General features: G+C 71.4%; 14 protein-coding genes. 9 read left to right on the forward strand and 5 right to left on the reverse strand.

Annotated elements, in window-relative coordinates:
- Positions 1–80 precede the first annotated feature (80 nt).
- The 7 genes from AWX74_RS19035 (at position 81) to AWX74_RS19065 (ending at position 9444) form a co-directional block, all read left to right on the forward strand.
- A complete protein-coding gene (locus tag AWX74_RS19035) occupies positions 81–2297 on the forward strand; it encodes a protein kinase family protein (RefSeq protein ID WP_091278514.1) in 2217 nt (738 codons plus the stop codon).
- 147 nt (positions 2298–2444) lie between these two features.
- Positions 2445–3161 (forward strand): RNA polymerase sigma factor SigM, encoded by a 717-nt coding sequence (gene sigM / locus AWX74_RS19040; protein WP_242666312.1) that lies wholly within the window; start codon positions 2445–2447, stop codon positions 3159–3161.
- Between the two features lie 9 nt (positions 3162–3170).
- On the forward strand, positions 3171–4580 hold the full coding sequence (locus AWX74_RS19045) for an anti-sigma factor (RefSeq protein ID WP_226931161.1): 1410 nt from the start codon (positions 3171–3173) through the stop codon (positions 4578–4580).
- A gap of 267 nt (positions 4581–4847) precedes the next feature.
- The gene (trxB, locus tag AWX74_RS19050; protein WP_091278524.1) at positions 4848–5888 is read left to right on the forward strand and encodes a thioredoxin-disulfide reductase; all 1041 of its coding nucleotides are present in this window, start codon (positions 4848–4850) and stop codon (positions 5886–5888) included.
- 215 nt (positions 5889–6103) lie between these two features.
- The gene (gene trxA / locus AWX74_RS19055) at positions 6104–6430 is read left to right on the forward strand and encodes a thioredoxin (RefSeq protein ID WP_054568831.1); all 327 of its coding nucleotides are present in this window, start codon (positions 6104–6106) and stop codon (positions 6428–6430) included.
- A 534-nt stretch (positions 6431–6964) separates the two neighbouring features.
- Positions 6965–8233 (forward strand): N-acetylmuramoyl-L-alanine amidase, encoded by a 1269-nt coding sequence (locus AWX74_RS19060; protein ID WP_091278527.1) that lies wholly within the window; start codon positions 6965–6967, stop codon positions 8231–8233.
- Positions 8234–8802: 569 nt separating this feature from the next.
- Positions 8803–9444 carry a GNAT family N-acetyltransferase gene (locus AWX74_RS19065; RefSeq protein WP_054568833.1) on the forward strand — a complete coding sequence of 214 codons (642 nt, stop codon included), beginning with the start codon at positions 8803–8805 and terminating at the stop codon, positions 9442–9444.
- Between the two features lie 154 nt (positions 9445–9598).
- Here AWX74_RS19065 and tnpA read toward each other — a convergent pair whose 3' ends face one another.
- Positions 9599–10024, reverse strand: coding sequence for an IS200/IS605 family transposase (gene tnpA, locus AWX74_RS19070; RefSeq protein WP_091278530.1), 426 nt, complete (start codon positions 10022–10024; stop codon positions 9599–9601).
- Positions 10025–10040: 16 nt separating this feature from the next.
- Between tnpA and AWX74_RS42560 the strand changes: the two genes are divergently transcribed.
- Both AWX74_RS42560 and AWX74_RS41370 read left to right on the forward strand, forming a co-directional pair.
- The gene (locus AWX74_RS42560; RefSeq protein ID WP_091278533.1) at positions 10041–10238 is read left to right on the forward strand and encodes a helix-turn-helix domain-containing protein; all 198 of its coding nucleotides are present in this window, start codon (positions 10041–10043) and stop codon (positions 10236–10238) included.
- Positions 10165–10389: a transposase gene (locus AWX74_RS41370; RefSeq protein ID WP_242666313.1), complete on the forward strand. Its 225-nt coding sequence runs from the start codon at positions 10165–10167 to the stop codon at positions 10387–10389. Before AWX74_RS42560 ends, AWX74_RS41370 begins: the two co-directional genes overlap by 74 nt.
- A 67-nt stretch (positions 10390–10456) precedes the next feature.
- On the opposite strand, the gene AWX74_RS19085 is transcribed toward AWX74_RS41370, so the two are convergent.
- The 4 genes from AWX74_RS19085 to AWX74_RS19100 form a co-directional block, all read right to left on the reverse strand.
- Positions 10457–11380, reverse strand: coding sequence for a ParB/RepB/Spo0J family partition protein (locus AWX74_RS19085; protein ID WP_091278536.1), 924 nt, complete (start codon positions 11378–11380; stop codon positions 10457–10459).
- Positions 11377–12498 carry a ParA family protein gene (locus AWX74_RS19090; RefSeq protein WP_091278539.1) on the reverse strand — a complete coding sequence of 374 codons (1122 nt, stop codon included), beginning with the start codon at positions 12496–12498 and terminating at the stop codon, positions 11377–11379. Before AWX74_RS19090 ends, AWX74_RS19085 begins: the two co-directional genes overlap by 4 nt.
- Before the next feature lie 172 nt (positions 12499–12670).
- Positions 12671–13486: a 16S rRNA (guanine(527)-N(7))-methyltransferase RsmG gene (gene rsmG, locus AWX74_RS19095; protein WP_242666316.1), complete on the reverse strand. Its 816-nt coding sequence runs from the start codon at positions 13484–13486 to the stop codon at positions 12671–12673.
- A 431-nt stretch (positions 13487–13917) separates the two neighbouring features.
- Positions 13918–15798 (reverse strand): hypothetical protein, encoded by a 1881-nt coding sequence (locus AWX74_RS19100; RefSeq protein WP_193209787.1) that lies wholly within the window; start codon positions 15796–15798, stop codon positions 13918–13920.
- Positions 15799–15807 lie beyond the last annotated feature (9 nt).

The raw sequence follows: 15807 nt of genomic DNA on the forward strand, positions 1-15807 counted from the left end.
AGCGGTGGAACGCTGGGCGGATCCTCTGCCCGGTTCGGGTGGGGCGACCCACCGGCGGGTATGCGGACGACGGAGGCACTGTGGTCGACGGAAGCAACCGACCGCAGGGCGCGGACGTCGATAACAACGTGACCAACGATGCGCCGGCGCACCTGCCCGCCAGCACCGCCGTCCTCGCCGAATCCGTTCTCGACCGGCGTTACCGGCTGCTCGCGCCGCTGAACACCCGCGGCCCGGTCACACTTTGGCGGGGCGACGACAACGTTCTCGCCCGGCCGGTGGCGGTGCGCATCGTCGAACACCCGGACAGCTCCGGCGATCCCGGGTCGGAGGCCGACCAGGCTGCCCTCGAGGAGGTCGCCGAGTCGCTGCTGAAGGCCGCGATCAGCTCGGGCCGGCTGGTTCATCCCGGTGCCGCGTCCACCTATGACGCGACGACGACGACCACCGGGTCGACCCGCATCTCCTACGTCGTCTCGGAATGGGTGGAAGGGCGCACGCTGCGCCAGCTCGCCGCCGAGGGCCCGCCGCGCCCCGAGCAGGCCGGCGCCATCGTGCTCGCCGCCGCCCGGGTCCTCGCCGCGGCGCACGAGCGCGGGATCCACCACGGCGGGCTCAACCCGGGCGATGTCATCGTCTCCGGCCACGGCACCGTGAAGGTCGTCGATCTTGAGATCGGCGGGATCCTGGCCGGGCTGGACGGTTCGGCCACCGGCGCCGAGCCGACCGTCGGCGCCGGCACGGACTCGGGCGCGGGTGCGGACGGCGACGCGGGCTCGGGCTCGGAGGCGAACGGCGACGACGGGGCAGGCATCGCCTCTGCCGGGGACCTGGCGGACGTCCGTGCCCTCGGCGCGCTGCTCTACGCGGGCCTGACCGGCGCGTGGCCGCTGCTCGGCGAGCACGCCCTGCCGGCGGCCCCGACGGCCAACGGGCGGCTGCGAACGCCCAGGCAGGTCAACGCCGCGGTCCCCCGCGACCTCGACGCGATCGCGCTGGCGACCCTCGGTGACGAGCGGGCCGGCGCACCCATCACCACAGCCGCCGAGCTGGTCGCCGAGCTGGAGGCCGTCAGCCCCGTCGACCAGGTGCTCGACACCGGCCTGATGAGCCTCGGCGACGAGGGCCCGGCCAGCACCGAGGCGATGCCGGTGGACGGCTACGGCCCGGCCACCGGCGACTTCCAGGACCGGGGCGGCTACGGCGGCTACGACAGCGGCCCGAACAGCTACGGCAACCGAGATGGCTACGGTGGCCGGGACGACTACGACAGCCGAGGCGGCTACGGCAACCACGGTGATTACAACAGTCGCGGTGACTACGACAACCGGGGCGGTTACGACAGCCGAGGCGGCTACGACGGCCGGAGTGACTACGGCAACCGGGGCGGCTACCCCGGGCCGGGCGGCGGCTACGGCGGCGCGGGCAGTCCTGCCGGTGCCACGGGCGGCGGCTACGACCGCCGGGGCTACGACCAGACCGCCCACATGGGCCGCGCCGGCTACGACCAGACCGCCTACGAGGAGCGCGGGTACGGCGCGGGCGGCGGCGGTTACGACCGCGGCGACGAGCGCGAGCGTGGCTACGACGGCTATCCGTCGCAGCGCGGTCCGTCCGAGCCGCGCCGGCACACGGATGATAGCGGCCGGATCCCGCCGTCTGACGGGGTCCGCGGCGGCTCGACCGCCCGGCGCGTCCTGCCGTGGCTGGCGCTCGCCGTGGTCGTCGTCCTCGTCGCCGTCGTCGCCGTGATCGCACTGCAGAACAAGGACGACAAAACTGCGGGGACAGATCCCGGCACCAGCCCGTCGTCGACGACGATGCTCTCGACGGGCCAGAAGATCGATATTGCGGGCGTCGCCGCCTTCGACCCGCAGGGAGGCGACGGCGAGAACGACGGTTCGGCCGCCAAGACGATCGACGGCAGCCCGGCGACCGAGTGGACCACCAGCGGCTACGAGCCGCAGAATCCGCCTGCGCAGTTCGGTGGGACCGGGAAGACCGGGGTCGGTCTCCGGTTCACCTTCAACGAGCCCGTCGCGCCCAGCGAAGTGGCGGTCACCGTAGGCTCGCTGGCTCCGGTCACCTTCGAGCTGCGGGCCGGCGACACCGAGGTCAACGACATCAGCGCCTATCCCATCGTCGGCCTGCCGCATCAGGGCAAGTCCGGCGAGGTTCCGATCACGATGCCGTCCGACCAGCAGAAGCACAAGTACTGGGTGGTTTGGCTGACCGAACTGCCCACGGTTGGTGGGAAGCTCAAGGGCTCGATCGCCGAGGTCGAGTTCAAGCACTGATCGGGTCGCGGCGGCAGGGCTGGGGAGACGGTGAACCCGTCTGCGGCGGGTCGGGCGGAGTCCCCGCCTGACGGCCGCCCCGGCGCGCGCGCAGTAGCTGCGTCAGGATCCGGGTCCGGGCCTGCGGCCGCGGCGGTGGCCGCAGGTGTGGCGGCGGATGCCGACGCGCTCCGGCGGCATGTGGCCGGCGATCCGGATGCGTTCGGGGAGCTGTTCCGCGCGCACGCGGACCGGCTGTGGGCGGTCGCGTTCAACCTGCTGAGCGACGCGGAGGAGGCGGCGGACGCCGTCCAGGAGGCGATGCTCTCCGCGCACCGCCGGGCCGCCGACTTCCGCGGCGAGGCGGCCGTCGGGACGTGGCTGCACCGCATCGTCACCAACGCGGCCCTCGACCGCCTGCGCCGCCGGGCGGCGCGCCCGACCGTGCCTCTTCCGTCGTCTCCCGACGGCCTTCCCCGCGAGCCGGTGGACGTCCGCGACGCGATCACCGACCACGACGTCCGGCTGGACATCCAGACCGCGCTCGGCATGCTTCCCGTCACACTGCGCGCCCCGGTCGTGCTGGTGGACGTCGAGGGCCGACCGGTCGCCGAGGTTGCCCAGCTGCTGGATATACCGGTCGGAACGGTTAAAAGCCGCTGCGCGCGGGCCCGGGCCCAACTCGCCGTTCATCTCGGACATCTCGCCCCCGAAAGGGCACCCCAGACCCCTGGCGGGAACCAGCCGGCGTCCCCTTCCGTCTCAGATGTGGGACGGCGTGACGCGCCGGACGGATCCAAAGGCCAGGCCGCAGGCTCAGGGGCGGGCGACAACACGAACCCGACCGCCCGCAGGGCCGGTCGACTGACTCGCCGGAGGAGGTGATCGACGGTGATGACGGACGAGCACGGCACCCAGGACTCTGATCCGGGCTGGCACCTCACGGGCCCCGGCGATTCCGATGATTCCGGTTGTTCCGAACTCGCTGACGGTACTGGCGGTATCGGTACCGGCGGGCCGGGCCAGGCCGGCCAGGGGCGAGCCTGGCGGCGGGACGCCCATCCCGACATCGAGGTGCTCGACGCCTACCTCGACACCCATCCCGATCCACCAGGCCCCGGCGCATCCCCGGGCGTGACCGCGAGCCGGGTTGACCGCCATCTCCGTTCCTGCGTCGCCTGCCAGGACACGCTGACCGCGCTGCGCCGGGTCCGGGCCGAACTCGCCCGCCTGGCCAGCATGACGATGCCGGACGACGTCGCCGAACGGATCCAGGCGGCCCTCGCCGCCCGCTCCGGCGCCGCGGCGTCCGCCGGCAGGCCCGCCGGCCGTCCGCTCGGCACCGACCTCGCTGACGGCCTCGACAACGCCGCTGACGTCCCGGCAGCCGACATCACGCCCGCGGGTATCCGGCGGATGAGCTTCGTGGACGGAGCCTCCGGATCCCGGTCCAGACCGGGATCCGGACCCCGGTCCGGATCCCGGCTGCACGGTGCCGGTGGGCGCCGCGGCCGGCCAGCGGGGAACCGCGGCAGCGGTGCTCGGGACTGGATCTCCATCGCGGCCGCGTGCGTCGCGCTGGTCGCCTTCGGCGCCGCCGTTCTCGCCGTGCGCGGGCTCACCTCCGGAACCAGCGCGGAGACCACGGCTGACGCCGCCGTCGCCGCTGCCAACCCGGCGGAGGCGGGCACCTTCGGCGCAGCCGCCCAACCGCAGCGCGAGGCACTGCCCACAGTCGCCTCGTCCGCGGCGAACGAGGCGGCTGCCGCCGGTGGAACGTCGGCTGCCGGCGCTGGCTGGGTGCTCGTCGCCGACACCGACAAGGTCCTGCGCCCGGCTGGCGTCGTCGCCCACGGCCAGCAGCTGCTCGCGGGCCAGCTCGCGATGACACGGCTTGCCTGGTCCGCCCTGGGCAGCCGCTCCGGCGCGACGGAGGCCGCGGCGCCCACGTCCGCCGCCACCGACGGGGCCGCGACCGCCGCTTCCCCTCCTCCATCCGCCGGCGCCGCCTCCGCCGACCAGGCCGCCGGTGCCGACCAGGTGTTGGCGACGACGCCTGAGTCGCTGGCCCGGGTTTACGACACTCCGCAGCTACGGATGTGCTACGAAACCCTCTCCGCGCAGACCGGCGGCTCCGTCATCGCGCTCGACCGGGTGCGTTTCGACGACCAGCAGGCGATCATGCTCGTGCTCTCGGTCGCCGGGCAGCCGACCACCGCCCACCTTGTCGTCATCGACGCGCACTGCGGATCCGTGCCGATTCCGGGTGCCGTCTGGTACAGCGTGAACGCGAGCCGTGGTTAGCGGGTCGAGCGCCACCGCACAGCCCGGGCGCCCGGCGGGCGGGTGAGCCGCCAGCCGGACCGGCGTGCCGACGTCACATGTATGTGGCGGGCCGCTGGGATCCACTGCTGGAATCAGCGACAGTCGCGCGCGGTTATGCGGGCAGACGTCAGTACCTGAAGGATCTGAAGAACCGCCAGTATCGAAGAACCGAAGAGAAGTCGAACCAAACCACGCGAGGCGAGGGACGTCGGCGGCAGACCGTCGGCGATCATGAAGGGAGCGGGTGTGGCAGCCCAGGGCAAGGACCAGGCGGTCCCGACCGCCGGGACCGAACGTTCCGGGGAGCGGGTCCTGGACGTCGTCATCATCGGATCCGGCCCGGCCGGGTACACGGCGGCGATCTACACCGCCCGAGCGAACCTGCGGCCGGTGGTGTTCGAGGGCGCAGTCACCTCCGGTGGCGCGCTGATGACCACGACCGAGGTCGAGAACTTCCCCGGTTTCCCCGAGGGCATCCAGGGGCCGGAGCTCATGGGCAACCTGCGCGCCCAGGCGGAGCGTTTCGGCGCCGAGCTCATCCCCGACGATGTCACCGAGGTCGACCTGACCGCCAACCCGAAGGTGGTCAGGGTCGGTGAGGAGACCTACCTCACCCGGTCCGTCATCGTCGCCACCGGCTCGGCCTACAAGAAGCTCGGGATCGAGCACGAGGACCGGCTGCTGGGCCGCGGTGTGTCCGCCTGTGCGACCTGTGACGGCTTCTTCTTCCGGGACCACGACATCGTGGTCGTCGGCGGCGGCGACTCCGCGATGGAGGAGGCGACGTTCCTCACCCGGTTCGCGAAGTCGGTGACGATCGTGCATCGGCGCGACAAGCTGCGCGCGAGCGTGATCATGCAGGAGCGCGCCTTCGCCGACCCGAAGATCAGGTTCCGGTGGAACTCGGAGGTCGCGGAGGTTCTCGGCGACGACAAGTTGACGGGCGTCCGGCTGCGCGACACGGTCACCGGCGAGACCGACGAGATTCCCGTGACGGGCCTGTTCGTGGCGATTGGCCACACGCCCCGGACAGAGCTGGTCGCCGACCAGCTCGAGCTCGACAAGGAGGGCTACGTCAAGGTGGCCCACCCGACCACGGCGACCAACATTCCCGGCGTGTTCGCCTGTGGCGACGTGGTCGACCACACCTACCGCCAGGCGATCACGGCCGCCGGCACCGGCTGCTCGGCGGCGCTGGACGCCGAGCGCTACATCGCCGGCAGTGAGGGCGTCGCCGACCCGACCGCCGTCGCGGCGCGGGTGCCGGATCCCGCGCTGGCCAGCTGAACCGGGCTGGCCACCAGGCCCGGGCTGGCCGCTCGGAAGGGCGGGCCATCCGGGCGGCGGAGTACCCCATCCGCCCGGTTTAGCCAGACAATTGGCTGGCCGACGGGGGAGGAGCGCCACCCCCGTCGAGCAGCAGGCAGGCCGCCAGCTACCGGCGGCCGCCACACCCAGGCAGCAAAGACAGCGAAGACCAGGAACGACCCGAGGAGAACCCCATGGCAGGTGCAACCGGTGTGGTGACGGACGACACGTTCGCCACCGAGGTACTGAAGAGCGACAAGCCGGTGCTGGTCGACTTCTGGGCCGAGTGGTGCGGCCCGTGCAAGATGGTCGCCCCGGTGCTCGAGGAGATCGCCAAGGAGCACGGCGAGAAGCTGCGGATCGTCAAGCTCAACATCGACGAGAACCCGCAGGTCGCCCGCGAGTACCAGATCATGTCGATTCCGACCATGGCGGTGTTCGTCAACGGCGAGGTCGACCGGACCATCGTCGGGGCGAAGCCGAAGGCGGCGCTGCTGCGCGATCTGGCGGCCTACGTCTGAGCAGTGCCTCGCCGCGCCGCTTCGCCGCGGGCATGACGGTTCCGCGGAGCCGTTGATCCCGCGTCAGCAGCAACACCGGCACGCACCGGCCGCACCAACAGCAACGGCCCGTTCCCTGTGGAGCGGGCCGTTGCTGTTGCGGCAGGTTCCGCGACCACAGGTGACATCCTCGGCACTCCTGGTGGACGCAGCCCGCCACCGGAGGCGGCCCGGACCAGCAAGCGCCCTCCACGGGGCTGTACGGGCCGTGGACATGATCGATTGACGGATGCAGCCCGGTACCTGGGCCCGGCCCGTTACCCTTGCTCACGGCCGGTAACAGGCAGCCGTCACACCGCGCGGACGGCGTCACGTGGGCCGGCGATTCCGTCGCGGGCCGGCGAAAGCCGTCGCGGAGCGGGAAAACCGGACGTTGGGGATCGCAGCCCTCGCGGACCAGCGGCGATGCCCTAATCTGATGGCGGGATTCGGCGGCCGAACCGGTTCGACGCTGGTTGACGGTTCGATGAACGCACATTCGAAAGGTGCTCATTCGTGAAGCTGCTGCGCCTTGGTGACCGTGATCCCTCCGTAGCCGAGGCACGGGCAGCTTTCATCCACCTCGGTTTCCTGCCGGTCGCACCACGCCAGGCCGCCGTGGCGGACAACGCGCCTGTCACCGCGACCGGGCCGGCCACCGCTACCACCGCCGGGGCCGTCACGCCTGCGGAGCCTGACGGGCAGACCTCGGCCACCGAGGCGGAGCGGTCAGCCGCAGAGACCGAGCCGGCTGTGACGGCTGATCTGTTCGACCGCGAGCTCGACAACGCGGTCCGGGCATTTCAGCAGAGCCGGGGGCTCTCCGTCGACGGCATCATCGGCCCCGACACGTTCCGGGCCATCGAGGAGGCTCGTCGCCGCCTGGGTGACCGGCTCCTCTACTTCAGCGTGACGCACCCCTTCGTCGGCGACGACGTCACCGCGTTGCAGGAGCGCCTGTCGAACATGGGCTTCGACGTCGGCCGCGCCGACGGAATCTTCGGCGCCCGCACCGACGTCGCCGTCCGCGACTTCCAGCGCAACCGCGGGCTCGACCCGGACGGCCTGTGCGGCCCGCGGACGCTTCGTGAGCTCAAGCGGCTGGAGCGCACCGTCACCGGCGGCCGCCAGGACGTCCTGCGCGAGTCGGTGCGTCTACTGGCCCGTGGGCCGTCCCTGCTCGGCATGGTCGTCGCGATCGACCCCGGCCATGGCGGCGACGACCCCGGTGTGACGAGCGGTCCGCTGTGCGAGCGCGATCTGATGGCGGATCTGGCGTCCCGGCTGGAGGCGCGCCTGCTCGCCTCCGGGCTCGAGGCGCATCTGGTCCATGGCCCACACGAGTCTCCGTCCGAGGCGGAGCGCGCCGCCCGCGCGAACGAGATCGGCGCCGACCTCCTCGTCTCGCTACACGTCGACGCGAGCGGCTCGATCCAGGCACAGGGCGTCTCGACCTACTACTACGGGCACGCGCGCGGGTCGTCGGCCGTCGGTGAGCGCTTCGCCCTGCTGGTCCAGCGAGAGATCATCTCTCGGACCGACATGGTCGACTGCCGGGCCCACCCCAAGACCTGGGAGCTGCTACGCCGTACCCGCATGCCCGCGGTGCAGATCGATCTCGGCTATCTCACCAACGCCCACGACGTGGCCGCCCTGGCGTCCACCGAGTTCCGGGCCGCGGTGGCGGAGGCACTGCTCGCCGCCACGCAGCGGCTGTTCCTCCCGCCGGAGCAGGACCCGCCGACGGGCCAGCTGCGGGTGCCACGCATCGCGGCCCGAACCTGACCGACGGGCCCCGGAACGCGCCGCAGCCGGGTGAGCGGCGGACCGAGGATCTGAGGATTGTCGTCGTCCTGCCGACCACGATCCTCAGATCCTTGTCCGGCGGCGGCGACACCCCGGCGGCGGCCCGTGGCGGGCCACCACACAGAACCCACCCGCTCCGCGGCGACTCCCCCTGCTCGGCTGCCCCGCCGACTTCGCCGTTCGACCACTTCGCCGTTCGTCCGCTTCGCCGCGCTGCCGATCGTGCCGCTCCGCCCCACCCGAACCGTCCCACCCGACACCGCTCTGCTGCCCGACACCCCTCGGCGGCCCCGCCGCCGCTCCGCTGCTCAGCGCCTATTTCCAGCGCTCGGCGCCACCCCCGAATCGCGCCGCCGCCGGGTATCGGACGCCGCTCCCCTGCAACGCACGCCGTGCCTCGGTCCGCAACGCCCACCCGGCAAAGTTTCACGTGGAACACCTCACGGCGTGCCCGTCGCCATCAATGCCGGCGGGCGTCCTAGGCTGTCGGAAGTAAGCGATAGTTCCGGCCGGACAAGGCTGTCCGAACCGCTGGGAGGCGTAGCTCGATGAGTCGACGGATCGCGAACATCACGCTCGACAACATCGACGACATACCGCTTCCATGTCGGCGATGCGTCTTCTGGGAACTCGATCCAGTCGCCCGCAGCCGCGCGGAAGAGGCCGGCGCGACGGACATCGAGAAGGAAGCCTGGGTCTCCGCCGCCCTCCTCGAATGGGGCAGCTGCGGAAAAATCGCTTATGTCGACGACGTCCCGGCCGGCTTTGTGATGTTCGCGCCGCCGGCGCACGTACCCCGCTCGGTGGCGTTTCCGACCAGTCCGGTCAGCCCGGACGCGGTGTTGCTGATGACGGCCCAGATCGTCGAGGAGTTCACCGGCCAGGGTCTGGGCCGGGTGCTCGTCCAGGCGGTCGCGAAGGAGATCACCCGACGCGGCTACCGGGCGATCGAGGCCTTCGGGGATCTGAAGGGTTCCGACACCCGCTGCGTGGTGCCAGCCGACTACCTGCTCGCCGTCGGGTTCAAGACCGTCCGGCCGCATCATCGCTGGCCCCGCCTGCGCCTGGAGGTCAAGAACGCGGTGAGCTGGCGGGAGGATGTCGAGGTGGCCCTGGAGCGCCTCCTGGGGTCCATGAGTCCCGAAGGCGTGCTACGCGGCCAGGTGAATCCCGTCCCCGGGGCGATCTGAGCCGACTGCCGCCGCCCGTCAGGGCCGGCGTCCCGCGTGGCCCAGCGTGGGCGGGCCGCTCGGAGTCTCGTGGCCGAATCCGGTCCAGCCGGGATCCGGGCCGAGGTGCTCACCGGAGGAACGTAGCGCGCAAGCCCCGTCCTTCAGGGCGGGGTCAGCGCATCGGGGCTGGTCTTCGCTGCCCTTCGATGTACTCGCGCGACAGCGCGATGCGGGCTCCACCGGTGGAGCCCGCGAAGTACGACAGTGACCTGAAACGCCCCCGCATCGAGGCGTGGTTCACCCGGCCGGTGAACTCGGCCCGTGGCATCCACCCGGGCACGCCCTTCAGGGAGTTCACGAGCGCGGACACGGCGACCTTCGGTGGGTGTTCGACCAGCAGGTGCGCGTGGTCGTCTTCGCCGTTGAACGCGACCAGGCGGGCGCCGAAGTCGGCGCACACGTCGCGCATCGTCCGTTCGCAGGCGTCGAGCATCGCCTCATCGAACACGCCACGCCGGTACTTCGTCACGAAGACCACGTGGACGTGAAGTACGGAAACCACATGCCTACCACGCCGATAGTCGTCGGAGATGTCCATAGGCCAAGCATGATCGGTGGTATGCCGATCGTGCGGTACCGCTACCGGGCCTATCCCGAACCGGGGCCAGGTTCAGGCGCTCGCGCGGGCGTTCGGCTGCGCCCGGGTCGTGTTCAACGAAGGTCTGCTCGGTCTGTGGGGTGAAGGACGGGCCGAAACCGCTGGCGGTCAGGGAGTGGACCTGCCCGGCCTGTGGTGCCAACCACGATCGTGATCTGAACGCGGCTCGGAGCATTCTGTTCGAGGGCCGTCGGATCGTCCCCGCCGGGCGGGCGGAGACGGGAAACGCCTGTGGAGCCGATGTAAGGCCCGGACCTGTCCGGGCGGTTGGCGTCGAAGCAGGAACCCAGCGAGGTGCCGCGTGAGCGGCACGGTAGGAATCCCCGTCCTTCAGGGCGGGGAGGACGTCAATCCGAGGGCCCCCGTCAACAGTCAGGAGATCGTCGAGTCGGGGGACATGGCCTCGACGATGCGTTCAAGGTCTTCCAGCGTGGCGAACTCAACGGTGATCCGGCCCTTGTTGCGGCCCATGTCCACCTTGACCCGGGTCTCCAGCCGGTCGGCGAGCCGATCGGCGATCTGGGTCAGCGCCGGGACAGGGGAGCGCGGCTTGCGCGGAGCACGCTTGCGCGGCCCTTCCTCGCCGAGAGCCACGATCTCCTCGACCGCCCGGACGGACAGGCCCTCCGCGACGATCCGGGTCGCCAGCCGATCCTGGGCATCGGCGTCGTCCAGGGAGAGCAGTGCGCGGGCGTGCCCGGCCGACAGCACCCCGGCCGCGACCCGCCGCTGGACCGCCGGCGGCAGGCCCAGCAGGCGGATGGTGTTCGTGACGTGCGAACGGGAACGCCCCAGCCGGCCGGCGAGCTCCTCGTGGGTCGCGCCGAAGTCCCGCAGCAGCTGCTCGTAGGCAGCCGCTTCCTCCAGCGGATTGAGCTGCTGGCGATGCAGGTTCTCCAGGAGCGCGTCGCGCAGCATGGCGTCGTCCGCGGTCTCCCGCACGATGGCGGGGACCTGGTCGAGCCCGGCCAGCCTCGACGCGCGCCAACGACGCTCGCCCATGACGAGCTCGTACCGGCCTGGAAGCAGCTCACGCACCACGATCGGCTGCAGCAGGCCTACTTCCTTGAGGCTCTCTGCCAGCTCCGCCAGCGCGTCCTCGTCGAAGTGGTTGCGAGGCTGGCGCGGGTTGGGTGTGACCGAGTCGAGCGGGATCTCGCGGAAGACCGCCCCCGCCACCGGAGCGGGGGCGTAGCCGCGGTCGGCGGACATCGACTGGTAGGCGTCCGCGCTGTCGGCGGCCGCGGGGATGAGCGCTCCGAGCCCACGGCCGAGGCCGCCTCGCCGCGCTGTCATCGACGGGCTCCGTTCGGGGCGCCGTAGCCGTCCGCCGCCTCATAGCCGTCAGGCGGGCCGTAACCGTCAGCCGGGCCGCCGCGATGGTCCGCGGGACCGTGGGGTGCGCCCGTCGCGTGCCGCTCAGCCGGCCCGTGCGCGACGAAACCGCCAGCACCGGGATGTCCGGTGGGGGAGTGGGCACTCGTCGCCCCAGCGGCGTTCGGGGCGGTCGCAGCGGGCACGCCGGCGCCGAACCCTGGCCCGGGATCGGCCGCGGACCGGGCATCACCCACCGGCGGAGCTCCACCGGCCAGCCCAGCGCCGCGCGGTCCGCGGTCGGCGCCGCGCTCGGCGAGCTCCCGCGCCGCCGCGAGGTAGGACAGCGACCCACGGGACGCCGGGTCGTAGGTGAGGGCGGACTGCCCGTAGCTCGGTGCTTCGGCCAGCCGGACGTTACGCGGGATCGTGGTGTTCAGGACCCGATCCCCGAAATGCTCTTTGACCTCGTGCACGACCTGGTCAGCGAGCCGGGTGCGCGAGTCGTACATGGTCAGCAGGATGGTCGACAGCCGGAGCTCCTGATTGAGATGTGCCTGGACCAGCTCGACGTTACGCAGTAGCTGACCGAGGCCCTCCAGCGCGTAGTACTCGCACTGGATCGGGATCAGGAGCTCACGGGCCGCGACCAGCGCGTTGACCGTGAGCAGGCCGAGTGATGGCGGACAGTCGATGAGGACATAGTCGACCTCGTTGCGCATGCCCTCGATGGCCCGCCGCAGCCGGGTCTCCCGCGCGACCAGGGAGACCAGCTCGATCTCCGCACCCGCGAGGTCGATGGTGGCCGGCGCGCAGAAGAGCCCTTCGGCCTCCCCGGACTGCACAACGATCTCGTCAAGCGGACGATCGCCGACCAGCACCTCGTAGATCGAGGGTGTCCCAGAGCGGTGGTCCACTCCCAGCGCGGTCGAGGCGTTGCCCTGGGGATCCAGGTCCACCACGAGCACCCGGATGCCGTGCATGGCCAGTGCGGCCGCGAGATTGACGGTGGTCGTCGTCTTGCCGACGCCACCTTTCTGGTTCGCGACGGTGATGATGCGCCGCCGGTTGGGTCGCGGGAAGGGTCGTCGTCGTTCCATCGTCAGTGCTTCCACCGCCGCTGCTGCCGCCGCTCCGATCGGGGTCGATGAATCGAGAGGGTCCAGCCCCGGAAATCCGGACCCACCGCCCGGTGACGTCCCATAGGTCAGGCCTCCTCGATCCGTCGACGCTGCTTCAGGTGCCATCGCCGTCTGGTAAGGAATCGCTGTTTCACGTGGAACGTGACCGCCCACGTGCCGGTCGATCAGGAGTTCCCTCCCGTACTCGCCGTGGCTGTGTCGCCCGTCTGGCCTGCCGGTCATCCGTGCCGCGCCGTCCCCTCCCACCGTCCCCACGGGCCGCCGCGACGGTGCGCGTCGCACGAAGCACGCGGGTGGGTTCCTCCACCAGGTCAGCTCCGCACGTCACGACGTCCACCTCGCGCCAACCCTGGGAATCGAGATCACTACGCGCCGCCTGCAATTCCTCAAGGATTCGCGAGCCGCGTAGTGCAAGCATGACACCGCCTGAACGGGTCATCGGCAGCAGTACCGCGCCAAGGCGGCCGAGTGGAGCCACCGCACGGGCCACGGATACGTCGAAATCACGGTGTGGCGGGCGCTGCGCGAGGTCCGGTGCCCGACCACGCACCACTTCAATCTGTTCTTCCAGGCCAAGTTGTGCCACAACTTCGCTGAGGAAGCGACACCTTCGTTCCATTGGTTCGAGCAGGGTGACCCGCAGGTCCGGCCGGGCCAGGGCGAGGGGAACACCGGGCAGCCCGGCGCCGCTGCCTACGTCCACGACCTCAGGCACCCGTCCGGATGGGCCGGGGAGCTCGGCCGCGGTGGGAACAGCCTCGGCAAGCACCGCGGAGTTCAGCAGATGCCGGGACCACAACCGGCCCGTCTCACGCGGGCCGATCAGACCTCGCTCCACGCCCGCCGTCGCCAGCAGCTCCGCGTACTGAACAGCCAGGTCCAGCCGATCACCGAAGACGCGGGTCGCGGCATCGGGGACGACTTCGATCTCCTGGCTCTCCTCGATCGCCTCGGACCGAACGTCGGCGGCGGTGCCGGAGTCCAGGAGGCCGTCGGCGGAGTCCGTCGGGGGAGTGCTCACCGCCCGACCTCCGTTGCGGCGCGGCGAGCCGCGCCCCCCGGGCGGGTGGTGTCGCGGAAGCCGGACTGGCCCAACACGTTCGGGAGACCGTTCCGGTGGACTACCTGGAAGCGCGCGAGGCGGGCCAGGTGGACCGGTTCGCCTCGAAAGAGGCCGGAACTGACCGCCCTCCCGGGAACGGCGGACGGACTCCGGCCGGCAGGGGAGTGGCATCCAGGCGAAGCCGGGCGCCCGGGATGACGGGGACTGGTCGGGCATGAAGGCACGGACCCAGCATCCCCGGTGAACCGGCGCACGCGCGTCAGGTACTGCTTCGGATTGTCGTTGTGTCGGGAATCAAGCCGGGGACGATCGCCCTACGGGAAATGTTTCCCGTGAATCATTTCGCGCTCTGCGCCGTTCGGGCGGCCGCACCGCTCGTAGACCGTCACCGAGCCAGTGAGCCGGAAGGACCATTGTTCGCCTGGGCACCAGCCGTCCTGCCGCAGCGCCGCGAGGTCGGCGGCAATCGCCTTCTCCTCGATGTCGAAGACGAAGACGATCAGCCGCTTCGATCGCTGGAGGTGAGCCACCGCGGCGGCATCAGCCGCGTTGTCCGAGCCGACGGAATCGGAGTCGGCGGTGGAGCCGGTGACGGCCGTGTCCGCCAAAGTGGCAGCCGCCTTGTCCACCGCGGTGCCGGAGTCAGCTGCCGCGGCCGAGTCAGCCGAGGTGGACGCCGCGAGCTCGGCGCGGCGCAGGAGGCCCGGGACGACGAACACCGTGTCGGCTCGCGCGACCCGTGGTGCCTCCGCCCCGGCGGCGGTCCCCGCCGGCACCGGGGGGAGCGCCCCCGGCTGACGTGGCAGGTCATCACTGACCTCCATGGCGTAGATCCAGCCCGGACGGGCAAGGCGCCCGCCGACCACGACGACATCGCCCGGACGGACCAGACGCCGGGTGGCCACCGTGGCATCGACCATCAGATCCAGTCCGCGCAGGCGGTCCCGCCGCTCCCACAGGAGCCGGTCCCCGGACAGGCCGCCCGCCAGCGCCACACCCGCGACGATCAGCAGCACCATCGCCCCGGATGTCGCCCCGAGCACCGAAAGCAGTCGGTCACGCGGCGCAGCATCAGCCCGGTCGCGGGTCACCCGTCGGACCACCTGACGGACCACGCGATCCACGCCGACAACCACGACAAGAAGCAGCAGCGGAACGACGAACTGGTTCGTCCTCGTCGGCCCGAACGGCCAGAAGCGCACCGCACTCGCGCCGAGCATCAGCACCTCGGCTCCGACGAGCGCGGCCAGGACCCGCCGCCCGTCCGCCCGGCGGGCCAGCGCGGCGATGCCGACCGCACCGAACACCCCGGTCAGCGGGGCGAGCAGCCACGGCAGATAGTGCGGCAGGTGCAGGTACCCCGGCACGAGGCTCGGATCGAACTGGTCGATTCCCGGCGGCGAGCCGGCGAGCATTCGCCAGAGCTGATCGCCGACGAAACACATGGCCTGCCACGGATCCCGTCCGGCGAGGAACTGCGTGTCCCAGTAGTCCCCCGCGCGCTGGGCGGACTGGTGGCCGAGGAAGACCAGGGTGTGCACCGTCACCAGCACGACGGCCGGCAACGTCTCACGCAGGCACCGACCCAGTTGGCTTCGGCGCAACTGGCCTCGGCGCAGCAGGCTTCGGCCTCCGCCGCCGCCTCCGCCGCCAACACCACCGCCCAGGACGTCCATCGCCGCGAGGGGCACGATCACGAACACCGCTGGAACGGAGCACAGGGCGACCACCCCGGCCGCCATCCTGCGGGCACCCCGGCCACGCGTGTCGCCGCCTCGCACCGGCCCCAGCCACAGCAGCACCACCGCGACGGTCGCGACGGTCTCGACCGTGTACGGCTTGAGCTGGGTCGCGAGGTCGAGAAAGGTGGCGTTCAGGCACAGCCAGCAGACCGCGAAGGCAGCCGCCACCGACCCGGCGAACCGGCGGACGAGAACCGCGACCGCCACGCCCAGCGCGGGAAGCGCAAGCAGGCCGGGCAGTCGCAGCGCCCAGGTATGCCAGCCGAACGCCTCCCCGGACAGCCGGACGAGTCCGAACCACCCGAGCGCGGACGGGGTGTTGGCAACCGCCAGCTCGGACCACACCGAGCTCAGAGGCTCACTGACGAAATGACCACGCCAGATCTCGTCGTACCAGAACGGTCGGCGCAGGTACGCGGCGAGGAGAACCACGGGCCCCGTCAGCAGGAGCACCACACACCC

Origin of the sequence: Parafrankia irregularis (genome assembly GCF_001536285.1) — a bacterium.
Taxonomy (GTDB): domain Bacteria; phylum Actinomycetota; class Actinomycetes; order Frankiales; family Frankiaceae; genus Parafrankia; species Parafrankia irregularis.

What these genes read in the sequence shown, in the direction of transcription:
- AWX74_RS19045 (WP_226931161.1), top strand. Translation starts at nt 3,171, where the DNA reads ATGACGGACGAGCACGGCACCCAGGACTCTGATCCGGGCTGGCACCTC.
- trxA (WP_054568831.1), top strand. Translation starts at nt 6,104, where the DNA reads ATGGCAGGTGCAACCGGTGTGGTGACGGACGACACGTTCGCCACCGAG.
- AWX74_RS19065 (WP_054568833.1), top strand. Translation starts at nt 8,803, where the DNA reads ATGAGTCGACGGATCGCGAACATCACGCTCGACAACATCGACGACATA.
- tnpA (WP_091278530.1), bottom strand. Translation starts at nt 10,024, where the DNA reads ATGGACATCTCCGACGACTATCGGCGTGGTAGGCATGTGGTTTCCGTA.
- AWX74_RS19085 (WP_091278536.1), bottom strand. Translation starts at nt 11,380, where the DNA reads ATGACAGCGCGGCGAGGCGGCCTCGGCCGTGGGCTCGGAGCGCTCATC.
- AWX74_RS19090 (WP_091278539.1), bottom strand. Translation starts at nt 12,498, where the DNA reads ATGGAACGACGACGACCCTTCCCGCGACCCAACCGGCGGCGCATCATC.